This is a genomic window from Stutzerimonas stutzeri RCH2, from assembly GCF_000327065.1.
Lineage (GTDB): Bacteria > Pseudomonadota > Gammaproteobacteria > Pseudomonadales > Pseudomonadaceae > Stutzerimonas > Stutzerimonas stutzeri_AE.
The window spans coordinates 1,901,149-1,925,950 of sequence record NC_019936.1 but is presented as its reverse complement, the minus strand read 5'-3'; the positions used below and the strand labels follow the sequence as shown (position 1 = coordinate 1,925,950).

Sequence of the window (24,802 nt, the reverse complement as noted above, 5' to 3'; positions counted from 1 at the left end):
TGACCAACAGAGAGGCAATCAACAGCCGCTAATGGTGGGGGCTGAAGCCCCCTTGGGAAGGGAGGTACTCTCACGGTGGAGGCTGTTGCAGAGCAGATTTAAAATCGCGCCTTCCCAACCAGCTGGGCTGTTCAGAAGCTGCCAGAAGACCAGGCCACCCTGACGTAACTCTACTTACTACTCGGGCTCTACCCGCCGCTGCTGGTAGATCCAGTCGACGATTTCTCCCTCCGGTACATACCCGCTCACCACCTCGCGAAGCAGCTGCCGTACCTGCGGGTAATCATCGCTTTCCACCGCCTTGAGCAGTTTCGCCAACCGGTCCTTGAGTACATCCCAGTCGAGATATTCCTCATCGGCGCGCATGATCATCGGATGCTCGGTGGGGCTCACGTTGTCGCCGATCAATAGCTCCTCGTACAGCTTCTCGCCGGGGCGCAGACCGGTGTACTCGATAGCGATATCTCCGTGCGGGCACTTTTCCGAGCGCACGCTCAGGCCAGACAGATGAATGAGTTTCTCGGCCAGCTCAGCGATCTTAACCGGCTGCCCCATGTCGAGCACAAACACATCGCCACCCTGCCCCATCGAACCCGCCTGAATAACCAGCTGAGCTGCTTCGGGAATGGTCATGAAGTAACGGGTGATCTTCGGATGCGTCACCGTCACCGGCCCGCCCGCGCGGATCTGCGCATAGAAACGAGGGATGACCGAGCCCGACGAGCCGAGCACATTGCCGAAACGCACCATGGTGAAACGGGTCTTGTTGACGTGATGCACGCTGCCCGCGGTGCCAAACAAGCCCGGCGCCGGCTCACGGCTGAGCGCCTGCAGAACCAGCTCAGCAACACGCTTGGTACTGCCCATCACGTTCGTCGGCCGAACGGCCTTGTCAGTGGAGATCAACACGAAGTTGCTCACACCCGCCTGAACGGCTGCCTGCGCAGTGTTCAGGGTGCCAATCACATTGTTCAGTACGCCCTCTGCCACATTGTGCTCGACCATAGGCACATGCTTGTAAGCAGCCGCGTGGTAAATCGTCTCCACTCCCCAGGTGCGCATCACATCCAGCAATCGATCAGCATTGCGAATGGAACCCAGGATCGGCACCAGCCTGATCGGCAATGACGTACGCTCGATCAGACGCTCCAATTCCATATGAATGCTGTAAAGGTTGAACTCACTGTGTTCGAACAACAGCAGCGCCTGTGGCTTGTTAGAAAGGATCTGACGGCACAGCTCCGAGCCGATAGACCCGCCTGCACCGGTCACCATCACCACCTTGCCACGAATACACTTCTCGAACAGTGCCTGCTGCGGCGGTACGGCATCGCGCCCTAACAGGTCGGCAATATCCACCTCCTGAATATCTTCGACCTGCACTTTTCCGCTCGCCAAATCCATAAAGCCCGGCACACTGCGTACATGCAGCGGGAAACGCTCGAGCATTTCCAGAATCTCGCGCCGACGGCCGCGTGAAGCGGAAGGAATGGCCAGCAGGATCTCACCCGCCCCCGTATCCTCCACCAGTTGCCCGATATGCTTCGCCGAATACACCCGCAGCCCGGCAATGACTCGGTTATGCAGGTTCGGGTCGTCGTCGATGAACGCCACCGGCCGCATGGCACGCCCCATGCGCAACGCTGCAACCAACTGATTACCCGCGGCGCCCGCGCCATATACGGCAACCTTCGGCAAACCCGCTTCCTTGCCTTTGAACTTGGTAAGTGTGGTCGGAGAGAACCAATCCCCCATGAAGTATTGGCGCATCACCAACCGCAAGCCGCCAATCAGTACCAAGCTCAGCCACCAGTAGTTGAACACCATCGAGCGCGGGATCAGCTTGGGCGCGTCGGAGTTCCAATACACAGCGAGGGAAAGTAGCAAAGCAGACAACGTGACAGCCTTGGCAATGGCCATCAGCGCATCGTTGCCGAAATAGCGCATCACCGCGCGGTACATGCCGAAGCGGATAAAGAATGGAATAGCGATGACGGGCGCGATACCGAACAGCCAGGCATGGCCATCCAACGGCTCGATATTTTTAGAGTCGCCCAGCCGCACCACAAAGGCCAACCAGAGCGCCACCCATACCAGCACGATATCCGCCGCTAGCTGGATCAAGCGCTTGTAGCGCCGAGGCAAAGAAACCAATCGGGCCCGCAATTTTTCCGCCAAACTCAACACAAACACGCCCCTTCCTTAGCCAACCACTGCTATGATCACGCGAAATGCAATTAGCGAGTGGCTTAACAGCAAAGCACAAGCCTTCACGATATGAAGCACCTAAACGACAATTCAGACCTGCGGTAGATCTCCAAGAGCTCGAGCCAACGAGCTATCGAACGACGCGATCTCCGGCGCCTTTTCCAGCCACAGTCATAAAGATGTACTTGAAGTAGTTAGCCAGAGTCAGGCTCTTAATCATTTGCAGGTCGGTTTCGGCCAACAAAACCGGCGTCGACATATCGATCTCGCTAACCTGGGCCAGGCCCGTTATGCCAGGGCGCACATCGTAAACACCACGTTTGGCCCGTTCGACCGTCAACTCCTCTTGGTTGAACAGCCCAGGACGTGGTCCCACCAAGCTCATCTCACCCTTGAGCACATTCCAGAGCTGCGGTAGCTCGTCGAGCTTCGTCTTGCGCAAAAAATGACCGAATCGCGTAATCGACGCACTACTGGCCAGATGCGTGGCAACCGACGCCGTGTCCACCCGCATGGTGCGGAACTTAACCAGCGTGAACGGCTGCTTATGGCGACCGACACGCACTTGCCGAAAAATCGGGGAACCTGTATCGAAAAGTCCGACGATCGTAAGTAATACGAGCACAGGAAAGCCGAAAACCAACCCCAGCAGAGAGAAGACAAAATCGAAAATACGGATCACGAAGGTTACCTGCGGATAGTCATTTGACGGGCTCGAAGCAGCGACGCAGGCCCTCTTCGACCGTGTACGGCGGCTTCCAGTCCAACAGCTCGCATGTCTTGCTGATGTCCACTTGCAGAGAGCCTAGCAACCGCTGAGCCATCGCCTTCTTGCCAAGCAACGTAGCACCCAGCTGGAGAAATCCAGCAGGAGCTGGAATTAACTTGGCTGGCTTATCCATCGCCTTGCCTACGCCAAGTAATAGCTCCGTAGTAGACAGGTCCTTGCCGTCGCCTGCGAGAAATATCTGGTTTGCGGCAGCAGGATGGTCGACGCAACGAATGATAAGGTCCACCAGATTATCGACACCGACCAGAGAGCGCTTGTTATGGATAGCACCAAAGGGCAGCGGAATACCTCTGTCGATCAACTTGATCATGCTGGCAAAGTTTCCCTTTACACCTGGCCCGTAAACGAGCGGAGGGCGGATTATCACGACCTCCATCCCAGTCTCGGCAGCCAGTTGCATCAGGCCTTGCTCAGCTTCCAGCTTGGAAAGCCCGTAGGGGTCTTCAGGTGCAGGCGCGTCGCTGGATACGAACGGCTTGCCCAAAGGCGTCGACTCACCATTGACCTTGATGGAACTGATATAGATAAAACGCTCGACTCCAGCAGCAGCGGCCTGACGAGCCAGATTAAGCGTGCCTTCCACGTTGACGAGACGGTATTCGCTGAGGGGGTCGGCGAGCTCGTCTTTCATGATATGGGCGCGCGCTGCAGCATGAATGACTACTTGCTGGCCAAGCAGAGGTTGCGACCAGTCATTAGCACCGCAAAGATCGCCTACAGCAAAAGTCGCAAAGCGCACCTGAGCGAGAGGTGAACGCACCGCGCAGGAAAGGGTGATCCGATCCTGCCGGCATAGATGAGCCACAATGGCGCGCCCTAAGAAACCGTTCGCTCCCGTCAACAGGACATTCATAGAAATACCTGTCTGATGTATTTGACAGGCAATCGAAGCAACAGCATCGGCATAGAAGAAAAAACGCCGTTCTCACGCAATGAACGCAGCATCTCGCGAGTGGATATCAAATTGCTTTTCCAGCCAGCAGTGCTGGCTCCGCCGGTGCGCATTCTGACCCATTGGGTACCTGCGATTCGATACTTTGCTCGGTCGATCAGCAACAGTCTCACAAGAAAGTCGAAATCGGCAGCTATCCTGTAGCCTAGCTTATATAGCCCAACACGCTCGTACGCAGATTTTCGAATAAAGATTGCTGGGTGTGGCGGCATGAAACCCAAACGAAACATCCAGGGTCGGAAACCCGTCGCGCGATAAGTTCTCACTGGCTCTTGCAGATCCTCGTCCGACACGAAATCCACATCCCCCATCAATACCTCCAACTCTGGATCAGCCGCGAAGGCTTCAGCGACCTCTTGCAGCACCCGTGAATGGCGATAGAAATCATCTGAGTTGAGGATACCAACAACCTCCCCGGTAGCTCGCTGGACACCTTTATTCATCGCGTCGTAGATCCCGCGGTCAGGCTCGGAAATAAGCTGAGTAACCAGACCGGGATAGTTACGTACGACATCCAATGTCGCATCGGTAGAACCGCCATCGACCACGATATATTCCAAGTCCGGATAGCCTTGTGCCTGTACCGAGTCGAGCGTCGTTTCGATGGTAGCGGAACTATTGTAGGCCACCGTAATTATTGAAATCTTCAAACCGTCCCCTTACGCGCGCCCATACTGATCTTCGAACCGCACAATATCGTCTTCGCCCAGATAAGAACCCGACTGAACTTCAATCAGCTCCAATGGGATTACTCCGGGGTTTTCCAGTGCATGGACTTGGCCTACCGGTATGTAGGTCGATTGGTTTTCGGTGACCAAGTAAGTCTTATCGCCGTTAGTCACCTTGGCAGTCCCGCTGACCACGACCCAATGCTCAGCCCGATGATGATGCATCTGCACAGACAGCTTGGCGCCCGGTTGGACGGTAATGCGCTTGACTTGATAACGGTGCCCGCTGTCGATGGCGTCATACACCCCCCAAGGACGATAGACCTCCCTGTGATTGAGGTGCTCGTGGCGATTATCAGCTTTGATGCGCTCGACGAGCTTCTTGACGTCTTGCACCTGGTTTTTATGGGCGACCAGCACAGCGTCTTTGGTCTCTACGATTACCAAATCTTCAACCCCCAGCGTTGCCACCAGGCGGCTGTCAGCGTGAACAAAGGAATTGCGAGTGGCGTGGCCGAGGACGTCGCCCTTGAACACATTTCCTTCAGCATCCTTGTTACTGGCCTCCCAGAGCGCCGTCCAAGACCCAACGTCGCTCCAACCAGCATCTAGCGGCACCATGACTGCATCGTTTGTCTTCTCCATCACGGCATAGTCAACGGAGTCCTCCGGACAGGCAGCAAATGTGGCTGCATCTACCCGAACGAAATGCATATCCTGCGTTCCGGCCGCGAGCGCCTGACGACAAGCCGCAAGTATTGACGGCTGGTGACGCTCCAACTCGTCCAGATACCGGCTAGCTCGGAACATGAACATACCGCTGTTCCAAAAGTACTCACCACTCGCCAAGTATTCCTCTGCGATATCCAGACTCGGCTTTTCCACGAAGCGGTTCACCGCAAAGCCGCCCTCGCCCAGCTCCTTGCCTTTCTCTATATAGCCGTACCCGGTTTCCGGATTCGTCGGAACGATGCCGAACGTAACGAGCTTGCCATTGGTAGCGAACGGCATCGCCGCTTGGATACTGGAGTGAAAGGCGTCCACATCCTGAATCAGGTGATCCGCGGCCAACACGAGCAGAATCGGGTCATCGCCCTCCTGTGTTGCCTGCAACGCAGCCAAGGCGATTGCCGGTGCTGTATTCCGTCCAACAGGCTCGAGCAGAATACTGGCCTGCTCCATACTCAACTGGCGGAGCTGCTCTGCAGCGAGGAACCGATGCTGCTCGTTGCAGATCAGCAGAGGCAAACCCGCTTCGAGACCATCCAGCCGGCGGATGGTCGACTGCAACATGGATAACTGCGCATCGGTCAACGCCAGAAACTGCTTGGGATTAAGCTGCCGCGATAACGGCCACAGACGCGAGCCCGAACCGCCGGCTATGATTACCGGTAGAAGCATTTCATTTTCCTTCACGCATATGCATACGCAGCGCGTCTAGATATGCACGTGAATTGCCGTGCACCTTGGCGCTGGCCTCAACTTCAGTGATTGACCACCAGCGATAAGCGCTGTGCTGCTCAATTGGCAGCGTGAGGACGTGACCAATAGGCAGCAGCAAGTGATAGGCAAGCACTATATAGTGGGTATCAATGCCATCCTCGGCCGTACCAAAAACGCTATCTGCATAGAAATGCTCATATATGCCAAGCAGTCCCGCAGAAGCACGGTCGAAAGCACTTCCCAGCTCGCCAGAAGTGAGACGTCGGAACGCTTCATCGAGAGTCTCGTTCTTCTGGATACGACCACCTGGCACGAACCAGAAGCCCTGAGCCGGACGATTCAGGCGATGGCCGAGAAGCAGCTCGCCATGCTCGTTCTGAACAACAAGATCAATGGAAACCAACGGAGTAGAAGCCACTACGCCCCGAAAAGCATCCTCGTCTAGCCACATGCAAGCACTCCCGAAGTCACTGCGACCGTGCCTGTTCGACATTCGAGACATACCATCCATAGGCGCTACGCAAACCGTCTTCCAGCGTGATGCTGGCCTCCCAACCGAGGCTCTTGAGGCGAGAGGCATCCATGAGCTTGCGAGGCGCACCGTCCGGCTTGTTGCTGTCGAATATCAGCTGTCCCTTGAAGCCGGTGACGCTGGCGATGGTTTCCGCCAGCGTCCGAATAGTGCAATCCACGCCGGTACCAACATTAATGTGCGAAAGCATTGGTTGCGTTGCAGCCTGGTAAGCGGCCTGATCAAGCTCCATGACGTGGACGCTGGCTGCAGCCATATCATCGACATGCAAGAACTCACGCATCGCCTTACCACTTCCCCAAATCACCACTTCTTTGTCGCCGCGCTGAACAGCTTCGTGGAAACGCCGTAGCAATGCGGGAATCACATGACTGTTATCGGGATGGAAGTTGTCATGCGGGCCATATAGGTTGGTCGGCATGACGCTGCGGTAGTCGCGCACATGTTGTCGGTTGTAGCTTTCGCAGAGCTTGATACCGGCAATCTTGGCGATAGCATACGGCTCGTTGGTCGGTTCGAGAGTAGCGGTCAGTAACGACTCCTCTCTCATCGGTTGCTCGGCGTGCTTGGGGTAAATGCATGAAGAGCCGAGGAACAACAGCTTCTGCACGCCATGGATGTGCGCCGCATGGATGATGTTGGCTTCGATCATCAGATTTTCGTAGATGAAATCAGCCGGGAAGGTATTGTTGGCGTGTATGCCACCGACCTTGGCCGCGGCTAGATAAACCTGATTGATCGCATGGGACTGAAACCAGGCGTGCACTGCCTGCTGATCGAGCAGATTGAGCTCGTCCCGCCCGGTAGTCAGGATATTGTCGTACCCCAATGCCCGAAGACGGCGGACAATCGCCGAGCCAACCATGCCGCGATGGCCGGCCACAAATATGGTCTGGTTCAGATCACGGGCCACGGTCAGTTCTCCATTGGTACCGGTATGTCATGACCATGCTGCTTGAGCAAGGCATGGCGGCGCGCCGCGGTGAGATCCTCGCGAACCATCTCGGCACACATCTCCTGGACTGTAATTTCCGGCACCCAGCCAAGCTTATCTTTCGCCTTAGTCGGATCGCCAAGCAGTGTTTCCACTTCCGCAGGGCGGAAATAACGCGGATCGACGCGCACGACCACATCGCCAACCTTAAGCGCCGGAGCTTTTTCGCCCTCGATAGCCTCGATGATGGCGAGCTCCTCCACGCCCTGGCCTTCGAACTTCAGGGTGATGCCCAGCTCGGCCGCCGACCAGCGGATGAACTCGCGTACCGAGTACTGCACGCCGGTGGCGATCACGAAGTCCTCCGGCTGCTCCTGCTGCAGCATCATCCACTGCATGCGCACGTAGTCCTTGGCGTGGCCCCAGTCGCGCAGTGCGTCCAGGTTGCCCATGTACAGGCACTGCTCCAGGCCCTGGGCGATATTGGCCAGGCCGCGGGTGATCTTGCGGGTCACGAAGGTTTCGCCGCGGCGCGGCGACTCGTGGTTGAACAGAATGCCGTTGCAGGCATACATGCCGTAGGCCTCGCGGTAGTTCACGGTGATCCAGTAGGCGTACAGCTTAGCCACTGCATAGGGCGAACGCGGGTAGAACGGGGTGGTTTCCTTCTGCGGGATTTCCTGCACAAGGCCATACAGCTCCGACGTAGATGCCTGGTAGAAACGCGTCTTCTTCTCCAGGCCCAGCAGCCGAATGGCCTCCAGCAAGCGGAGCGTGCCCATAGCATCGACATCGGCCGTGTACTCGGGGGATTCGAAGCTCACGGCAACATGGGACTGGGCACCCAGGTTGTACACCTCATCGGGCTGCACCTCCTGGATGATTCGCGTCAGGTTGGACGAATCACTGAGATCGCCATAGTGGAGCACAAAGTTTCGGTTATTGACATGCGGATCTTGATAAAGATGATCGACTCGCTGCGTATTGAACAGCGAAGCGCGACGCTTGATGCCATGAACCTCATAGCCCTTCTCTAACAGAAGTTCGGCTAGATAGGAACCGTCTTGACCAGTAATACCGGTTATAAGTGCTTTTCTCATTGCTTACCCCACGAAAAATTCGAGTCCCTACCAACACCGATGCGCGAGACATCAGCATTGCCAACATAATAAGGCCTATAAAAAAAATACAAAATTGCCGGAAAAAATAAATAATCGAATAAGTTGAACAAATAAACGATATCAAAAAACGACCTAACCAAAATAAGAAAAGCTGTAAACGCAATCATTGCACGCTTATCTTGAACGGCCAAAATTTGCGAAACAAAGAACAAGAACAGCAGAATCGAGATACCAACCCCCCAATAGCCATGCAAGCGCAGAAAAGCATTATGAGGATTCCCCCCTTTAGCTTCAATACTTGGGTAGACAGTGAAGTCGCCTCCAAAAAAGACGCCGTTTACATCTAGCCCTTTGAAATAGTCAGCTAACATATCAAATCTCTCGCTTTCCAACCCCGCTTCGAAATTCGTACCGCGCGCATAACCATCAATTTGACCATCAAAATAAATATAAGAAAAAACCAAAAACAAAACAAAACAAAACAAGCAAAAAAATAACGTTTTTCTATAATAGAAAAACAAAACCGAGAACAGCAAGACAACAGAAAAGAAAATAGCCGACCTCCCGTAAAGAGGGTAGCTCAGCATAACAAATAACACAATTAAGAAAAGGGCCGGCTTTTCTCCACGATAAATAACAGAAAGGACGTACCCAACCGCCGAAGCAAGCATAAGAGCCGAATAGACGTTACGACTAGACCCTTCGAGAAAAACATTAAACTCCTTATATCCGTATCCAAATAAAAAAACAAGAAAGAATGTTAAAGCCAAGAACATGATAAAGACATATTCATATAGATATTTCGTCAACTGAAATTCGAATGCTGCCCATGAAACCCCCAGGCAGGAAAAAAAAATCAACACAAGAAAAAGCGATCTATGATCGGACCAAACCATGTTAATAGCTGCGACGAGACAGATCACCGCCCAACATGAGGAGAGAACAATAATGTTTTTTTTGGGAGCCCACCAGATCATTAAAACAAATACAACACACCCCACAATCACAGCTAGCGATCTAAAAAGCAAATCGCCAAGGTAAAAGGCCGCACATGAAAGAGCCACATATGCAAAAATCAAAGTTGCACAAACAGAGCGCATCGACTTATAGCTAGTCATAGGCGCTTCCTAAGAATACCGCAGACGGTGATAACGCTGAACCAGCCGAAAGCTTAACCCCATGCCGCTCTAAACTTTTCTTTAGCTCAATAAACAGATCTTTAACCCCCACACCATTTTCACCGATAACTGTTTTATGACTCCCAATGGCTGGATCGAAACAAGCGGGTATATAACCTTCAAATATCGCTTTATGTAAATCCGACCCATAAAAGTGGGGCCCATAAAAATCCAAACCATGCACGACAATATTTTTAAATCCCATATTTTTAGCCCAGATAACCAACCCAACTACGCTAGACACAGCTTGTGGCAGGCCCCGCTTATCTTCGAGCATCAACGCCAATGTCGGCCCCACCCCTTTACCAGAAAATATTCGGTAATGCCGATCTCTAACAAACTCAGCCTCACGGCCATACAACCAACATATAAGCTTTGTAGAGTTCTTAAATTCGGAAATATTTTTGAATACCAGACGTGTTTTATCGGAGATCTTGAAAATATTTAAAGCCGCATAATGATGGAACGTGTTAATAAAAAACCTTTTATCTGCCGAAGATGCATTCTCAATAAAATGCACATCGGGATCAGGGCACTTTAGAAATGAGAAGTTGAATCCAATTACAAAAGCATTAGACCTATCAATACGAGAAAATGAATCATTCAGACTCCACCCCGACGCCAATATATGGCACACATCACCATGAGGCGAATGGGCATTCAACAGAAATTCTGTCATCCCAGAACGCCGCAAATACGAGCAACGAAAGACTTGCAACACACCCTCTAGCCAAAGTATAACCTTTGCCATTTGCATCTGAAGCATGAGAGGCGCACGCCCAACAAATGAACGAACTAGGGTTTTCATAAATTTTTTATGTTCCAGCGATAACTATAACCATTAATAGATAAGATCGAAAGCCACTGGCATACCGCTCGCCACACCTTCTCTAACCTTTTTACCTAGGACCTTCTCTATATATTTAGGTGCAACGCCGAATCCTGGCCTCACGCTTCGGATCGCGTTAGGCGTAATTACATCCCCGGCTTTCAAATCCTTCACGAAGTAAAGTGAACGCCGAAACTTCGCGTTCCCCTGCTCACTGGACTTGCGCCCATAGTCCACCTTGCCCAGCGCTGACCAGACTGTCTTGCTGTCGCGGCACAGCGCCGCCAGCTCCACCGGCTCCAGCGAGAAGCTATCGTCTGGGCCACCACCATTGCGGTCGAGGGTAAAGTGCTTCTCGATAATGGAGGCACCGAGCACCACACTGGCGATAGCTGTGGTGTTGTCCAAGGTGTGATCGGACAGGCCGGTAACCAGGCCGAATCGCTGCATCATGTCGGGGATGGTGCGCAAGTTGTAATCCTCTGCCGGGGCGGGGTAGCCGCTAACACAGTGGAGGATCGCCAGTTCCTTGCAGCCGCCTTCGCGGGCAGCGTCGATCGCTTCTTGTATTTCTTCGGCATCAGCCATGCCGGTTGAGATGATCATCGGCTTGCCGGTGCTGGCTACGTACTTGATCAGCGGCAGGTCTACAGCTTCGAAAGAGGCGATCTTGTAGGCCGGAGCGTTTAGATCCTCGAGCAGGTCGACGGCCGTGTTGTCGAACGGAGAGCTGAAGATGGTGATGTCGTGCGAGCGGGCATGCTCGAACAACGGCTTATGCCAGTCCCAAGGCATATGGGCTTCTTGATAGAGCTGATAGAGGGTCTTACCGCCCCACAAGCCGCCATGGATCTGGAACTCTTCTGAGTCACAATTCAAGGTGATGGTATCGGCGGTGTAGGTCTGCAGCTTGATCGCATCGGCGCCGGCTTTTTTAGCTTCTTCGATGATCCTCAGCGCAGTTTCCAGCCTACCGTTATGGTTAGCGGAGAGTTCGGCAATGATGTAAGGCGGTTCGTCAGCCGCGATACGGCGACCGGCGATGCTAATGCTCGGTATGTTAGGCATGTATTGTTCTCTCAAAGGTTCATGTGCCATTCATTGGCAAGCAGGCCAAAACACACCACATCGTGGTAATGCTGACCATCGAAATGCTGTTGCCGCAGGATACCTTCCTGCTGGAATCCCAGACTCCCGTGAAAACGAATGGAGCGTTCGTTATAGCGGAGGGCTTGGGCGCAAAGCTTGTGTACACCTACCACCGAGAACGCGTACTGCAGAGCCGCCTGTCCCAGCTGTTTCCCGGTACCCTTTGGGGCATCCGGTGCCGCGTAGAAACCCCAATCCGCTATTCCACCTGCAGCTATTTGGTGAATATTGATAAAGCCCATTGGGGTGGCCTCGCTCTCATACATGAGCAGGTGTCGGCTCGGGTCCTGCGAAGCGCGCTCGAACCAGCGACTATGTTCGTCAAACGAAATCTCATGCTGGGTATACATATAGCGACGGACGTCCGGGTGGTTGCGCCAGGCAAGGACGCTCATAAGATCGCCATGAGCCATCGGGCGAACCCGTTGTTGCGAATTCATTGTCACGTCAGTGTTTCCAATAGGTGGACAACAGTGCTCACGCCCTTTCCGTCGACAATTCGTGTAGCCGATTGGCTCATCAGCTGCAGGGCCGTCGGGTGCTCGGTAAGGTGCCGTAGTAATTTGGGAAGGCACGAGCCGATATCTTGTAACCTCTCGATAATCCGAGCCGCTTGCCCCTGCTCCAATCCTTGCGCGACCTTTCGCTGATTGTCCGCTAGCACTAGCATGATTGTTGGCAGCCCGAGGCAGCAGCGCTCCCAGGAAGTCGCGCCTGCCGCGCCGATCGCCAGGTCGCTATCAGCCATTACGCGTGCCATATCGCTGACTCCAACCAGAACCTGGCTAGGCCAAGGCAAGCTAAGTGTTTGTTGCTTTACTTCCTTCAGCCAAGGGGCTGTCGAGCCCATGACCACGGTAATTCGACAATCGCCCGGGAGCGGACAGTCGCGAAGCGCATCCAGCACCCGACCGGTAGCATTGTCTTTGTCGACACCGCCCATGCTGATCAACAGCTGACGCAACTGCGGCCTCACTCGGCGCTGCAAGCTATAGGGACGCCGTGCGGCGAATTCCGGGCGAAGCAAGGCGTACTGCGAGCCGCACAGGATTTGGCAGTCGTCGGGCACCCATGCACGGTAGTCTTCGTCCTGACGGCCGTAGGTTTGGTCCAGAAGAAGGTCGCACGCATGCGGTCGGTCGGCCAGGTCGTCGATCACCATTAGCCTGCGGTAGTGCGACTTGAGGGCTTGCTCCCAGCGAACGTCCAGAGCGTAGTGATCAACAATCAGCCAATCGGGTTGCAGTTCCGCGAGAATCGGTACGCAAGCTGCAGCATCTTCGGCCTGGCTGGCTCCGAGCCAATGACTATGCGCAGATGCGTGCTCACCGCTCTCCGTCTTGCAGCCGGACACGCCTGCTCCTGACATACCCTGACGAACAGACAGCTCATGGGCGATATAACCCTTGCTGCGGATCAAATCCAGCAGGTTGCCGGGATGCGTCCGGCAGATGAACTCACATCTGGCCCCAGCCGCTGTGAGCGCATCAGCCAGGGTCAGACAGCGCATCACGTGACCAGTACCCATCTGCAGGGAAGCATCGGCGCGGAAGACGACGTTCATGAGCAACGCATCAGCCTTCCTGAGTCATGGCTTTGAACAGCCATTCAGCTCGCACCCAGTCTTCGGGTGTATCAATATCCTGCACGCGATGACGGGGCAGCAATACAGGCAATGCGTCGGGACTGAAGATCTGCTTTCCCTGTAGCCAAGCATCGGCGCGCCCCCAATAGAACTGCCCGGCATCATGAAAGGCTTCTTCCAGATCCTGTGAACGGGTGTTGAAGTATTCGGGATTGAACATTTCCACACGGCCTTGGGCATTGATCCGAATGGCACGCTGGATAGGAAAAGCGTAGCTAGTCACTGAGAAGGCATAGTCGCAGTCGTTGCCTTGCAGCACTTGCATGCCTCGATCCAAATCTTCTGCCGTAACAAAAGGTGCGGTGGCATACAGACAACAGACCTGCTCAACAGCCAGTCCCGCCTGGGAAAACCACTCAATGGCATGGCGGATCACCGGAACGGTACCGGTACGGTCATCGGACAGCTCGGCCGGGCGCGTGAACGGCACATCAGCACCATGCTGAAGGGCCACGTCCGCAATCTCGGCATCGTCAGTGGAGACGACAACCCGATCGAAGCATCCGCTCTGCAGCGCCGCCTCGATGGACCAGGCAATCATAGGCTTACCGCAGAACGGCTTGATGTTCTTGCGCGGAATACGCTTGCTGCCGCCACGGGCGGGGATAATCGCCAACTTCATGCTTCGAGCGCCTCGCGCACCGCTGCCACGACTTCATCCTGCTGGGCTTCGGTCATAGTCTGGAACATTGGCAGGCTGATCGCCTCGGCGTAGTAGCGCTCCGCCTCGGGGAAGTCACCAACGCCGAAGCCCATACGCTGGTAATACGGCTGGGTATGCACCGGGATGTAGTGTAGGTTGACGCCGATGCCCCGCTCGCGCAGGGCTTCGAACACTTGACTGTGGGTTTTGGTGATCTTGCCCAATTGCAGGCGGATCACATACAGATGCAGGCCAGAGTAGCTATCTGGGTGCTGCCAGGGTGTAGTGACCGGCAGTTCGCTCAGCAGATCATCGTAGCGCTGCGCCAGTTGGTGACGACGCGCCACGAATTGGTCGAGGCGATCCAGCTGGGTTACGCCAAGAGCCGCCTGCAGCTCGGTCATCCGGTAGTTGAAACCAAGGTCGATCTGCTGGTAATACCAAGGACCATCGGCCTCGTGGGTCATCTGCGCGGGATCGCGGGTGATGCCATGACTACGCAGCAGTTCCATCCTGGCGGCCAGCTCGGCATCGTTGGTCAGCGCCATGCCGCCTTCGGCGGTGGTGATGATCTTCACTGGATGGAAGCTGAACACGGTGATATCGCTGTATCGGCAGTTGCCGATGAACTCACCTTGATACTTGCCGCCGATGGCGTGGGAGGCATCTTCGATGACTTTGAAGCCGTAGCGCTGAGCGAGGGCATGGATAGCCAGCATGTCGCAGGGCTGGCCGCACAGGTGCACTGCCACCACGACCTTAGGCAGCTTTCCTTCGCGCTCGGCCTGTTCCAACTTGCGCGCCAGCGCCTGCGGGCAGAGGTTGTAGGTTCGGGGGTCAATGTCGACGAAATCGACCTGCGCGCCGCAATACAAACCGCAGTTTGCCGAAGCAACGAACGTGATAGGCGTTGTCCATAGCCAGTCGCCATTACCAAGGCCCAGCGCCAGACAGGCAACATGCAGCGCCGAGGTAGCACTGTTCATTGCCAGAGCGTGGCTGGCGCCGACATGCTGCGCCACGGACTGCTCGAAGCGCGGCACCATCGGCCCCTGCGTCAGGAAGTCGGATTGCAACACACTCACGACAGCGTCGATATCAGCCTGGGTAATGTCCTGGCGACCGTAGGGAATCATCGTCAGATGCTCCCGATCTTTTCGCGGTTCGCGTCAATCCATGCCTGGAGTTGGCTATCGCTCATCCACTCGCTGTTGTTATCACTAGCGTACACAAAGCCTTCTGGGACTTTTTTGCCGTCCTTGATGCGTTTCGGGCAAGTGGACCAGCTGTGAATGGTCGGCAGGATCTTGAAATGCTCAGGATATTCGTAGGTGTAGTAAGCGTCCTCGGCACTAATCATCTGCTCGTGCAGCTTTTCACCAGGGCGAATGCCGATGATTTCCTGGCGAGCTTCGGGAGCGACGACGCGAGCCAGATCGGTAACCTTCATCGACGGAATCTTTTTCACGTAGATCTCACCGCCTTCCATGTCCTCAAAGGCATGCCAGACCAGCTCGACGCCTTCTTCCAACGAGATCATGAAGCGCGACATGCGCTCGTCAGTAATCGGCAGCACGCCTTTGTCCTTGATGGACATGAAAAACGGGATCACCGAGCCGCGCGAGCCCATCACGTTGCCGTAGCGCACCACGGAGAAACGGGTGCCGTGCTCACCGGAGTATGAGTTGCCGGCAACGAACAGCTTGTCGGAAGCCAGCTTGGTGGCGCCATACAGGTTGATCGGGCTGCTTGCCTTGTCGGTGGACAGGGCAACCACACCCTTCACGCCCTTGTCGATGCAGGCATCGATCAGGTTCATGGCGCCGTCGACGTTCGTCTTTACGCATTCGAAGGGGTTGTATTCAGCGGTCGGGACGATCTTGGTGGCAGCGGCATGCACCACGTAATCGACGCCATCCAGCGCGCGGTACAGGCGATCCTTATCGCGCACATCACCGATGAAGAAGCGAACGCGCTTATCGCCCTCGAACTTCTTGGCCATGTCCCACTGTTTCATTTCGTCGCGGGAGAAGATGATGATCTTCTTCGGGTTGTATCTGGCCAGTGTCATCGGCACGAACGTATTGCCGAAGGAGCCGGTACCGCCCGTAACGAGGATGGTTTTGTCGCTAAACATTAATGCATTCCTTTTTCTTCAGACCGGTGTCTGATTGACGCGAGTGGAACGATAGTACGCCGGCGTCAGCTGGAAAAAGAACCAGGACTTCCAGAGCAGTACCAGAGTAAACGCTGCAGACAGGCCGAGCGGTACGGCTAGCAGCGGTGAATAGAATGAAAACAGCCAGGTCGCCGGAATGAAGGCCAGAAAGCTTGCAACGTGACTTTGAATGATCGGGCGGTCATGACCCTGAGCGTACAACGCATAATGCGGAACCATGCTAATGGCATAAAGAACAGTAGTTAGAAGTATCCATGGGAACAGATTTTCTTGGGCCATATAAAGCGGCCTGTCTAGCCATTGCAGCAAGGGCCCGATCAACAGGAGTGCGATCACGGCAAAAGCAGCAGTGAGCAGCAAGGTTTGCCCTAACAGCCTCCGCAAACCTTGGCGGAATGCAGAAGCATCCTGCTTGCTGTGCGCGGCGATGAGCCCCGGGTAACTGAAGGCAAATACACCGGCATCCAGAAAAGACATCAGCGCGTTACTAACACCCATGAACAACACATAAGCGCCCAAAGTTTCCAACCCTACCAACGCTTCGAACCAATAACGATCAAGCGTGAATACCCCACGTATCGCCAAGGTAGCGATGAGCAGAGGAATCGCGATCTTCAGTCCTTTGCGAATCCATCGCCAGTCCACGCTTGTGTGCCACCCCCCCATTTTCAACTGGGTAACCTTGTAGATGCCAAGCAGCAGTGCCGACAACCCGCCAAGCGTCCAAGCCCCTAGAACAAAATCAAGTGTCCGTGACTCCGGCTCGATGAACATCAGACCTGCCACAGCAACCGCCCAGACGCCTGAACGCAGAAATAGCACCAAGCTCGCCATTAGTTGTTCGGAAATAGCAATAAGCAGGCGGCTCAATTCTTGGGTTAGGTGCTCGAGTATCAACAGGGCGAAGAACCAGCCAGCCAGGCTCCAAGGCAGTAGTTGCCGAACAAAGATCAGGCAAAACAACGGTAGAAAGACACAATAAAGCACCGCGGTAAGCGCACCCTGCCCCTTCAACAGCCCCCCCCATTGGCTGCGCTCGCGCTTGATCAGCTCGCGGGTTGTGAAAGCGTAAAAATCGAACCCCAGCAGGTAGAGGGCGTATCCGATGGTCGCAGCGATTAGCCCATAAAGCCCCAGCTCCGCCGGCTCGAGAAAACGCGCCAGGAAGAAAATCAGCAGAAACTTGCTGGCCAGGGTGATGCCACGCAGCGCTACATTCAACAAACGCTGAAAATTGTGCGTAGGCATCAGCATTTAGATCCGGGCGTCATACAAAAGCGCTCTTGCATACGGAAAGCTCTGAAGCGATGTACAGACACTGATGCGCGTTCTGTATTGCGTGCGGCAACATCATTGTCATGACTTCACCACGAGCGCATTACCAGCAGCGTAATAGCGTTGCTGTAGAACCTTTATCAACGCCTGCCTGGCCCCGTGCTCCCCATGCACCACTCCTATCTTAGTCGGCCACTCCCGCATCCCCGTCACAAACTCTACCAACCCCTTCTGATCCGCATGGGCCGAGTAACCGCCAATGCTGGTCACCCTCGCCCGAATATCGAAACGCTCACCGTCGAGATCAACGTAACCACCCTTCGGCCCGTACTGCTGAATCGCTTGGCCTGGTGTGCCCTGGGCTTGGTAGCCAACGAATAGAACGTCGTGCCGGGGATCGTGCAGCATGGCTTTGAGGTAATTGACGATGCGCCCTCCGGAACACATGCCATTACCCGCGATGACAATCGCCGGGCGCGCGGTCTGGGTGAGGTGGTTGACTACGGCAATATGGTCAGCGTGGCTATCGATCATGATCAGGTTATCGAAGGCAAGCGGATTGCGGCCGCCTTCGACGCGCTCGCGGGCTTCCTGATTCCAGTAAGGCTGCAGGCTTCGATAGGCTTCGGTGAAGCGTGTGGCCAAGGGCGAATCGAGAATGATCGGGAGCCTGGGCCAGTCTGTTTCTAACTGGCCATGAGCGTTGTCGCTATTGCGCTCCACCCTAGCCCTCTCCTCAGATGAAAGGGGGGAGTGACTGTGCGGGGCGCCAGCGCTTTCTATGCCCCCCCTCGCGCGCTCATCGGCGGGCAAAGAGGACTGGTCTGTAGAGACTTGCTGTTTGCTGTGAATGATCTCTTCCAGTTCGTACAGCAACTCCTGAGTACGACCAATGCTGAAGGCTGGAATCAGTACGGTGCCCTGATCCTGCAGGGCATGTTCGATGACGGCTTCGAGTCGCTGACGGCGGCTGGTGCGGTCTTCATGCAGGCGGTCGCCGTACGTGCTTTCAAGGACGAGGATATCGGCTCGCTCGGGTGATTCGGGCGGCATCAGTAGTGGCGCATGTGCTGCCCCGAGGTCTCCGGAGAAGACGATGCGCTGGCTTTCGCCACTGGTGGGGTACGTCAGGTCAATTTCCACATAGGCGGAGCCGAGAATATGACCAGCTCGCTGTAGCCGTACACGGGCGATGAGCTCTTCGGTTTCCAGCAGCGTTGACCATCGCTGGTAGGGCAACGGCCGCAACCGCTGCTCGACCAGCTTGAGGTAGCGCTCGACGGCTTTTTGATCACGGCTGAAGCCTAGCTTGAAGGCATCTTCAAGAACGATAGGCAGTAGTTTGGCCGAAGGCTCGCTGCAGTAAATCGGGCCTTTGTATCCGGCGGCAAGCAGATAGGGAATTCGCCCCACGTGGTCGATATGCACATGGGTGACGACAAGCGCCTGGACGGTCCTGAGCGAAAACTCGATATCCAGCCGTCCTGTAGCAGCACGCCCATCGCTCGAAGTCTCGTTACCCTGGAACAGGCCGCAATCGACCAGCAAGCTATGGCTCGCGTCCATGTGTAGCTGATGACAGGAACCTGTTACGCCATCCTTAGCGCCGTGGTGTTCGATATCTGGATAGCGCACGGTTATTCCTTTAACGATGTCAACCAACGCACTCGCGACATGCCAGTCACGAGCCACTTAAAAAAATAAGCGGGAATACTACCGTCTTTCGGGGCCGTTGAGGTCTCAACGGCACGCCGACGGATGGATGGTCAGATTGCGGCGACCGGACGCCGAAGGTTGCGTACCAGCGCGACGAACACTCCGAGCATGCCACCCAACACCAGCGCGAGGGCCACGATTAGTGCCTTCTTGGGCTTGATCGGCTGACGAGGCTCAACCGCACGTTGATCAATGGCAACCAGCTTGAGCGAACCAGCATCGAACTGCAGGGAGCGCAGCCTGGCTGCCTCCTCGCGCCAACCGGCCAGGTCTTTTAGGAACAGGTCTTCGTTCTCTCGACTTTGTAAGACCTGGATCTGGCGGTTGTGTTCAAGCAACTTCAGCTCCCGGGCAATCTGTGCAATGCGCGGCTCGGTGAAGTCGTCAGAGCGACGGGCCAAAAGCGCCTTACGCTCGGCTTCCAACGCCTCGCTACCCATGAAATACAAAGGGATCTGCTGGTTGTTGACCTCGGTACGAATTACGCTGCCTTGGCTCGTGATCTCAGACGCACCAAGGGACGAAGGCGTGGTGGGCTTGCTTATGCCCAGCGAAGTCGCGATTCGAATCGCTTCGTTGAGCTGATTGATGCGGTTATCGCGACGCGTCCGGAGCTGCTGGCGCAGAGCAGCCAACTCATCATTCAACTCTGCACGCTTAAGCACATCAGCCTCGGTCAGTTTGGAGATCTTGATTTCCTTGCTGGCCTCATAGCTGGCACGAGCAGCAGCAATCTTCTTGTCAAGCTGACTAAGCCGGTTGCCGATAAGAGTATCCAGATCAGCCGCTATCTCCTTTTGGACGTTAGTCAGGGAGAAATTCACAAAGCTGTTGACGATCTCAACCCCATCCAGCGCTTCAGGATAGGTGAGCTGGAGGCCGACATACGGAGTCGTGCCCTCGGGCTTCTTTGGATCTGGTTGCAGCAACTGGAAGGCCTCATCATTGAAGGCTTCAAAAGTTTGCTCAAGTGTTCGCCCAGACTGCACTAAATCAGCGAATAGCTGCGGGTGCTGACGGAAGAAGGCCAACCGATTTTCGTACGACTCAAGCGTTGCGCCAACCTGCGCCAATGCTTGTTTCGGCGACAGCTTGTAGATACCAAGATGATTCAACTCGTCGAGATCTTTGATAGCGGCCGGTCGTAGCACGCTTTGAACGGTGTAATAACGAGGTGCAAGCAAGGCGTAGAGCAACCCGACAAGCGTGCACACCCCAGCTATGCCGCTAATCAGGAGCTTTTGCTTCCATAAAGAGCGGAAGAGTTGGATGAGGTCGATTTCATCAGGCGTTGCCGAAGCAAGGACTTGCGGAGGAGTTACTGCGTTCACTTGAGGTCCGTCTCGCTGAATGCGGCGACGCAGAGCGTGCGCCGAAGGCTATACCGCTAACGCACGAAAAAGTTCCGGCGCGCTGCGGGCCGCTATTCTGCCAGCCAGTTCACAAAAAACAAGTGACGCGCATCAACTTTAATTCACGTTGAGAGCGCCCATAGCATCGTGCCAGATGCTCGCCGACCTTCAGTTACGCAGCCAGGCAAGGCATTTAATACCCTGCCTGGCTCTTCGCAGAAGAAAGGATTACGGCAATCTACGACCCCGATGAGGCTTGCAGCTCGCGGCCGCGATTCGCAAGGCTGCGTACCAAAGCGGCGAATACGCCAAGCATGCCGCCAAGCACAAAGCCCAACGCCAGAATCAGCGCCTTCCTGGGTTTGATTGGCTTGGACGAATCCAGCGCTGGTTGATCCAGACGAACAAGCCGCAACCGATCAGTATCGAGCTTGATTCCCTTCAAGCGGGCGGCCTCTTCGCGCAACTCAGCGAGATTGGTCAGGTATAGGTCTTCACCCTCTCGCTCTCTGAGAATTTCCACTTCGCGATTGTTTTCTAGCATTGCGAGCTCGGATTGGATCTCGGCGATTCGAGGCTCCATGAAGTCATCCGACTTGCGACTCGCGAGGGCGTCACGCTCCGCGGATAGTGCTTCTGTTCCCATGAAATACAGCGGGGTTTCCCGACTGTTTACCTCCGTCCGAATAACTTGCGCGCCGCCTCTGGCCGAGTCGGACATTGCAGACGGACTTGTTGGCTTACGAATACTCAACGACTCGGCTATGGATATCGCCTCAGTCAACTCCTGAATTCGGTTGTTCCGTCGAGTTTTGAGTTCCTCACGCAGAGCAGCCAGTTCGTCCTGAAGCTGGGCCCGCTTCAGCGCGTCCTCTTCGAGCAGGGACGCAATCTTCGCCTCCTTGGACGCTTCGTAGTTTGCACGCTGCGCCTCGATGTTCATCTCAAGGCTGGCCAGACGATTGTTGACCAGGCTTTCCACATCCTCAGCGATTTCGCGGCGCTCCAGCTCCAACACATAAGCGACAAAGCCATTGACTACCGAAGCACCGGCGACACCCTCGGGGTAAGTCAGCCTCAGACCCACGAAGGCGCTGCGGTTCTCCGTACGCTTCGGGTCAGGGAACAGCATCTCAAACGCCTCTTCGTTGAACTCAGCGAATGCCTGCTCTGATTGCTCGCCCCGCTCGGTGAGATTCGGAAACAGCTCCTGATTGTTCATGAAGAATTCCAGGCGGTTGTCATAAGACGACAATCCGCCAGCCACGCGATTTATGGCCTCTTCCGGAGTGAGCTTGTAGATGCCCGTTTCATTGAGCTGGTCCAGATTGCTCTGCGGCACTGGACGGAGGTAGGTTCGAGCTTGAAAGTATGGCGTCGCCAAGAAGGCGTACAGGGCCGCTAGCAGCGTAACGAGAAGCGTGATGCTAACGACCAGAATCTTCTGCCGCCAAAGCGCACGGGACAGTTCGACCAAATCAATTTCATCGTTAGGTGAAGTGGGTTGCTGCACGATCATCCGAAGTCCTTGTTATGTGTGCTCTTCACTGCGGAGCAAGTGAACCGGATTTTGTACGTACGAACCGCAAAAAGTTCAGCCGAATGATGGCTTTTAACAACTATTTAGGCTGACGCCTCGTTGCTACACGGAGGCGCAAGCCTAGCCGCTCGTCAGTCCTCCTCATTCACCCGATCCCGCAACTCCTTCCCTGGCTTGAAATGCGGGACGAATTTTCCGTCAAGGCTGACGGATTGGCCGGTTTTGGGATTGCGGCCTACCCGGGGGGCGCGGTAGTGCAGGGAAAAGCTACCAAAGCCGCGGATCTCGATCCGGTCGCCAGTGGCCAGAGCCTGAGCCATTTGCTCAAGCATGGTCTTGATGGCCAGCTCGACATCCTTCGACGAAAGCAGCCCCTGCTGGGTGACGATTCGCTCGATCAACTCCGACTTGGTCATGGTTTTCCCTTCGTTTTCAAGCGGCTAGATCATTCGGGTTGCGGTCGTTTGTAGCATGTTGTTCAGAGTTTGAACAGCCCGAGCGGGATTGACGAGCAACGAGTGCTTCGTTTATCGGAGCACGACACGGAATGCAAAGGGACGGATGAGTAACCAGCCCTTGGCGTGATCGATGGAAAGCGAGAGCCGAGGTGAATCTTTCTTTTGGCAATAAAAAAGGCGGGCTAATAAGCCCGCCTTTCATTTATCTACCTACCGATCAATCCTCGCGATAGCGACGCAGCTTGAGCTGCTTGCCACCGACGCGGGTGTCCTTGAGTTTACCAAGCAAGCGCTCGAGACCGTCTTCCGGAAGCTCGACCAGGCTGAAGCTGTCGCGCACCTGGATGCGGCCGATGGCTTCGCGGGCTAGGCCGCCTTCGTTGAGGATGGCGCCGAGCAGATTGCGGGCAGCGATGCCGTCACGCGCTCCAAGCGGCGTACGGCAGCGGGCGCGGCCTTCGGCCAGCGGGACCGGAGCGCGACGCTCGCGATCACCACTACGCTCTGGACGATCCGAACGTTCGGTGCGCTCACGCGGGCTGCTGGTCGGAACCAACGGCTGCTCTCTTTCCACCTCGGCCAGGGTCAGAGCCTGACCATTGGTGGCCTTGCGCAACAGTGCAGCGGCCAGAGCACGAGGGCTGCAACCGATGTCGGCAACCAGCTTGTCGAGCAACTCGCCATGGGTGGCTTCGGCATCGGCAACCAGCGGCGCGAGGCTGTTAGTGAGTTTCTTGATGCGGGCGTCCAGCACCTGCTGCGCATTCGGCAGACGGGCTTCAGCGACCTTCTGGTTGGTCACGCGCTCGATAACCTGCAGCATGCGACGCTCACGCGGGGTGACCAGCAGCAGCGCACGGCCTTCACGACCGGCACGGCCGGTACGGCCGATGCGGTGTACGTAGGACTCCGGATCGTAGGGCATGTCCACGTTGAATACGTGGGTGATGCGCGCCACGTCGAGACCACGGGCGGCGACGTCGGTGGCGACGACGATGTCCAGGCGGCCATCCTTGAGCGATTCGATAACGCGCTCACGCTGGTTCTGGGCGATATCGCCGTTCAGCGCAGCGGCCTTGTAGCCCTTGGCTTCCAGCGCGGCGGCCAGATCCAGCGTGGCTTGCTTGGTGCGCACGAAGGCAATCAGGGCGTCGAAATCCTCGACTTCCAGCAGACGCAGCACAGCCTGGATCTTCTGATCGGCATGGACCATCAGGTGTGCCTGCTCGATACGAGCGACGGTCTGGGTCTTGGCAGCGATCTTGATGTGCTGCGGCTCACGCAGGTGCTTTTCGGCAATCGCGCGAATGGAGTGCGGCAGCGTAGCGGAGAACAGAACAGTCTGACGGCTCTCTGGCATCGCTTCGAAGATCACTTCGAGGTCGTCCATGAAGCCCAGCTTGAGCATCTCGTCCGCCTCGTCGAGTACCAGGAAGCGGATGGTCGACAGCAGGCCACTGTTGCGGCTCAGGTGGTCAACCAGACGGCCCGGGGTCGCAACGATGACCTGCGCGCCCTGGCGAATGGCCTTGAGCTGCGGGCCCATGGGTGCGCCACCGTAGACCGCGACGACGGTCAGGCCAGGCATCTGCTTGGAATAGGTTTCGAATGCAGTGGCGACCTGCAGGGCCAGTTCGCGAGTCGGCGCGAGGATCAGTGCCTGCACTTCCTTACGAGCGGGATCGATCTTGGACAGGATCGGCAGCGCAAAGGCCGCGGTCTTGCCGGTACCGGTCTGCGCCTGGCCGATCATGTCGTGACCGCCAAGGATCACCGGGATCGCCTGAGATTGAATAGGGGATGGTTCTTCGTAGCCGACTGCGCTGATGGCAGCCAGAACAGCGGAGTGAATACCGAGTGCGGCAAAGCCGCCGATTTCCTGGGTCATGGGTCTTGTCTCTGATGCTCCGCAAGACCCATTGTTCCGAAGCTGCGCATGCCGTGCAAAACCCGAAGGTCACCCTGGCAGCCTGGTCGGCGGGGTTGCGAAAACGTATGAATGATGAATCGTCAAGGATAGCCCGCTCGAAGCGGACAGCAGCCGAAGCAGTGCTTCGTGTGTTGCAGTACCTGAACGCAGGCTGGGTTTCAGCCGGCGCGTACTATACCGGATTAACGTGAAGCTGTGCGGGTATTTTGCGTGGCAGGCCGAGATCCCATCATGCTTTTTATGGCGAGCCTGCGAGCCAT

22 protein-coding genes are annotated in these 24,802 nt (G+C 55.7%); all 22 read right to left on the bottom strand.

Annotated elements, in window-relative coordinates; genetic code table 11:
- Positions 1 to 177: 177 nt before the first annotated feature.
- The 22 genes from PSEST_RS08910 to PSEST_RS08810 all read right to left on the bottom strand — a co-directional run bounded on the left by PSEST_RS08910 (position 178) and on the right by PSEST_RS08810 (position 24,500).
- On the bottom strand, positions 178 to 2,178 hold the full coding sequence (locus PSEST_RS08910; protein WP_085990611.1) for a polysaccharide biosynthesis protein: 2,001 nt from the start codon (positions 2,176 to 2,178) through the stop codon (positions 178 to 180).
- Positions 2,179 to 2,338: 160 nt separating this feature from the next.
- Complete coding sequence (locus tag PSEST_RS08905; RefSeq protein ID WP_015276669.1) at positions 2,339 to 2,890, bottom strand: sugar transferase; 552 nt, start codon at positions 2,888 to 2,890, stop codon at positions 2,339 to 2,341.
- 19 nt (positions 2,891 to 2,909) lie between these two features.
- Positions 2,910 to 3,851 carry a UDP-glucose 4-epimerase family protein gene (locus tag PSEST_RS08900; RefSeq protein ID WP_015276668.1) on the bottom strand — a complete coding sequence of 314 codons (942 nt, stop codon included), beginning with the start codon at positions 3,849 to 3,851 and terminating at the stop codon, positions 2,910 to 2,912.
- Positions 3,848 to 4,600, bottom strand: a complete 753-nt coding sequence (locus tag PSEST_RS08895; protein WP_015276667.1) for a glycosyltransferase family 2 protein — start codon at positions 4,598 to 4,600, stop codon at positions 3,848 to 3,850. The genes PSEST_RS08900 and PSEST_RS08895 overlap by 4 nt, the downstream gene beginning before the upstream one ends.
- Positions 4,601 to 4,609: 9 nt before the next feature.
- Positions 4,610 to 6,019 carry a mannose-1-phosphate guanylyltransferase/mannose-6-phosphate isomerase gene (locus PSEST_RS08890; RefSeq protein ID WP_015276666.1) on the bottom strand — a complete coding sequence of 470 codons (1,410 nt, stop codon included), beginning with the start codon at positions 6,017 to 6,019 and terminating at the stop codon, positions 4,610 to 4,612.
- A gap of 1 nt (position 6,020) precedes the next feature.
- Positions 6,021 to 6,512 (bottom strand): GDP-mannose mannosyl hydrolase, encoded by a 492-nt coding sequence (locus PSEST_RS21725; RefSeq protein WP_015276665.1) that lies wholly within the window; start codon positions 6,510 to 6,512, stop codon positions 6,021 to 6,023.
- 16 nt (positions 6,513 to 6,528) lie between these two features.
- Positions 6,529 to 7,506, bottom strand: a complete 978-nt coding sequence (gene fcl, locus PSEST_RS08880) for a GDP-L-fucose synthase (RefSeq protein ID WP_015276664.1) — start codon at positions 7,504 to 7,506, stop codon at positions 6,529 to 6,531.
- A 2-nt stretch (positions 7,507 to 7,508) separates the two neighbouring features.
- Positions 7,509 to 8,627, bottom strand: coding sequence for a GDP-mannose 4,6-dehydratase (gene gmd, locus PSEST_RS08875; RefSeq protein ID WP_015276663.1), 1,119 nt, complete (start codon positions 8,625 to 8,627; stop codon positions 7,509 to 7,511).
- Positions 8,624 to 9,766: a hypothetical protein gene (locus PSEST_RS08870; protein ID WP_015276662.1), complete on the bottom strand. Its 1,143-nt coding sequence runs from the start codon at positions 9,764 to 9,766 to the stop codon at positions 8,624 to 8,626. Before PSEST_RS08870 ends, gmd begins: the two co-directional genes overlap by 4 nt.
- Entirely contained in the window at positions 9,759 to 10,634 is an 876-nt protein-coding gene (locus PSEST_RS22090) for a hypothetical protein (protein ID WP_157372384.1), read from the bottom strand. Before PSEST_RS22090 ends, PSEST_RS08870 begins: the two co-directional genes overlap by 8 nt.
- Before the next feature lie 33 nt (positions 10,635 to 10,667).
- Positions 10,668 to 11,723, bottom strand: a complete 1,056-nt coding sequence (gene pseI / locus PSEST_RS08865; RefSeq protein ID WP_015276660.1) for a pseudaminic acid synthase — start codon at positions 11,721 to 11,723, stop codon at positions 10,668 to 10,670.
- An 11-nt stretch (positions 11,724 to 11,734) separates the two neighbouring features.
- Positions 11,735 to 12,244: a UDP-4-amino-4,6-dideoxy-N-acetyl-beta-L-altrosamine N-acetyltransferase gene (gene pseH, locus PSEST_RS08860; RefSeq protein WP_015276659.1), complete on the bottom strand. Its 510-nt coding sequence runs from the start codon at positions 12,242 to 12,244 to the stop codon at positions 11,735 to 11,737.
- 2 nt (positions 12,245 to 12,246) lie between these two features.
- Positions 12,247 to 13,368, bottom strand: coding sequence for a UDP-2,4-diacetamido-2,4,6-trideoxy-beta-L-altropyranose hydrolase (pseG, locus tag PSEST_RS08855; protein WP_015276658.1), 1,122 nt, complete (start codon positions 13,366 to 13,368; stop codon positions 12,247 to 12,249).
- A 10-nt stretch (positions 13,369 to 13,378) separates the two neighbouring features.
- Entirely contained in the window at positions 13,379 to 14,071 is a 693-nt protein-coding gene (gene pseF, locus PSEST_RS08850) for a pseudaminic acid cytidylyltransferase (RefSeq protein ID WP_015276657.1), read from the bottom strand.
- A complete protein-coding gene (gene pseC, locus PSEST_RS08845; RefSeq protein WP_015276656.1) occupies positions 14,068 to 15,228 on the bottom strand; it encodes a UDP-4-amino-4,6-dideoxy-N-acetyl-beta-L-altrosamine transaminase in 1,161 nt (386 codons plus the stop codon). Before pseC ends, pseF begins: the two co-directional genes overlap by 4 nt.
- 2 nt (positions 15,229 to 15,230) lie before the next feature.
- A complete protein-coding gene (gene pseB / locus PSEST_RS08840; protein WP_015276655.1) occupies positions 15,231 to 16,229 on the bottom strand; it encodes a UDP-N-acetylglucosamine 4,6-dehydratase (inverting) in 999 nt (332 codons plus the stop codon).
- 18 nt (positions 16,230 to 16,247) lie between these two features.
- A complete protein-coding gene (locus tag PSEST_RS08835; protein ID WP_015276654.1) occupies positions 16,248 to 17,525 on the bottom strand; it encodes a lipopolysaccharide biosynthesis protein in 1,278 nt (425 codons plus the stop codon).
- Positions 17,526 to 17,627: 102 nt separating this feature from the next.
- On the bottom strand, positions 17,628 to 19,181 hold the full coding sequence (locus tag PSEST_RS08830) for an MBL fold metallo-hydrolase (RefSeq protein WP_015276653.1): 1,554 nt from the start codon (positions 19,179 to 19,181) through the stop codon (positions 17,628 to 17,630).
- A 131-nt stretch (positions 19,182 to 19,312) separates the two neighbouring features.
- Positions 19,313 to 20,593 (bottom strand): Wzz/FepE/Etk N-terminal domain-containing protein, encoded by a 1,281-nt coding sequence (locus tag PSEST_RS08825; RefSeq protein WP_015276652.1) that lies wholly within the window; start codon positions 20,591 to 20,593, stop codon positions 19,313 to 19,315.
- 259 nt (positions 20,594 to 20,852) lie between these two features.
- Positions 20,853 to 22,133, bottom strand: a complete 1,281-nt coding sequence (locus tag PSEST_RS08820) for a Wzz/FepE/Etk N-terminal domain-containing protein (protein ID WP_015276651.1) — start codon at positions 22,131 to 22,133, stop codon at positions 20,853 to 20,855.
- A 152-nt stretch (positions 22,134 to 22,285) separates the two neighbouring features.
- Positions 22,286 to 22,570 (bottom strand): integration host factor subunit beta, encoded by a 285-nt coding sequence (ihfB, locus tag PSEST_RS08815; RefSeq protein ID WP_015276650.1) that lies wholly within the window; start codon positions 22,568 to 22,570, stop codon positions 22,286 to 22,288.
- 259 nt (positions 22,571 to 22,829) lie between these two features.
- Entirely contained in the window at positions 22,830 to 24,500 is a 1,671-nt protein-coding gene (locus PSEST_RS08810) for a DEAD/DEAH box helicase (RefSeq protein WP_015276649.1), read from the bottom strand.
- Positions 24,501 to 24,802: the final 302 nt, after the last annotated feature.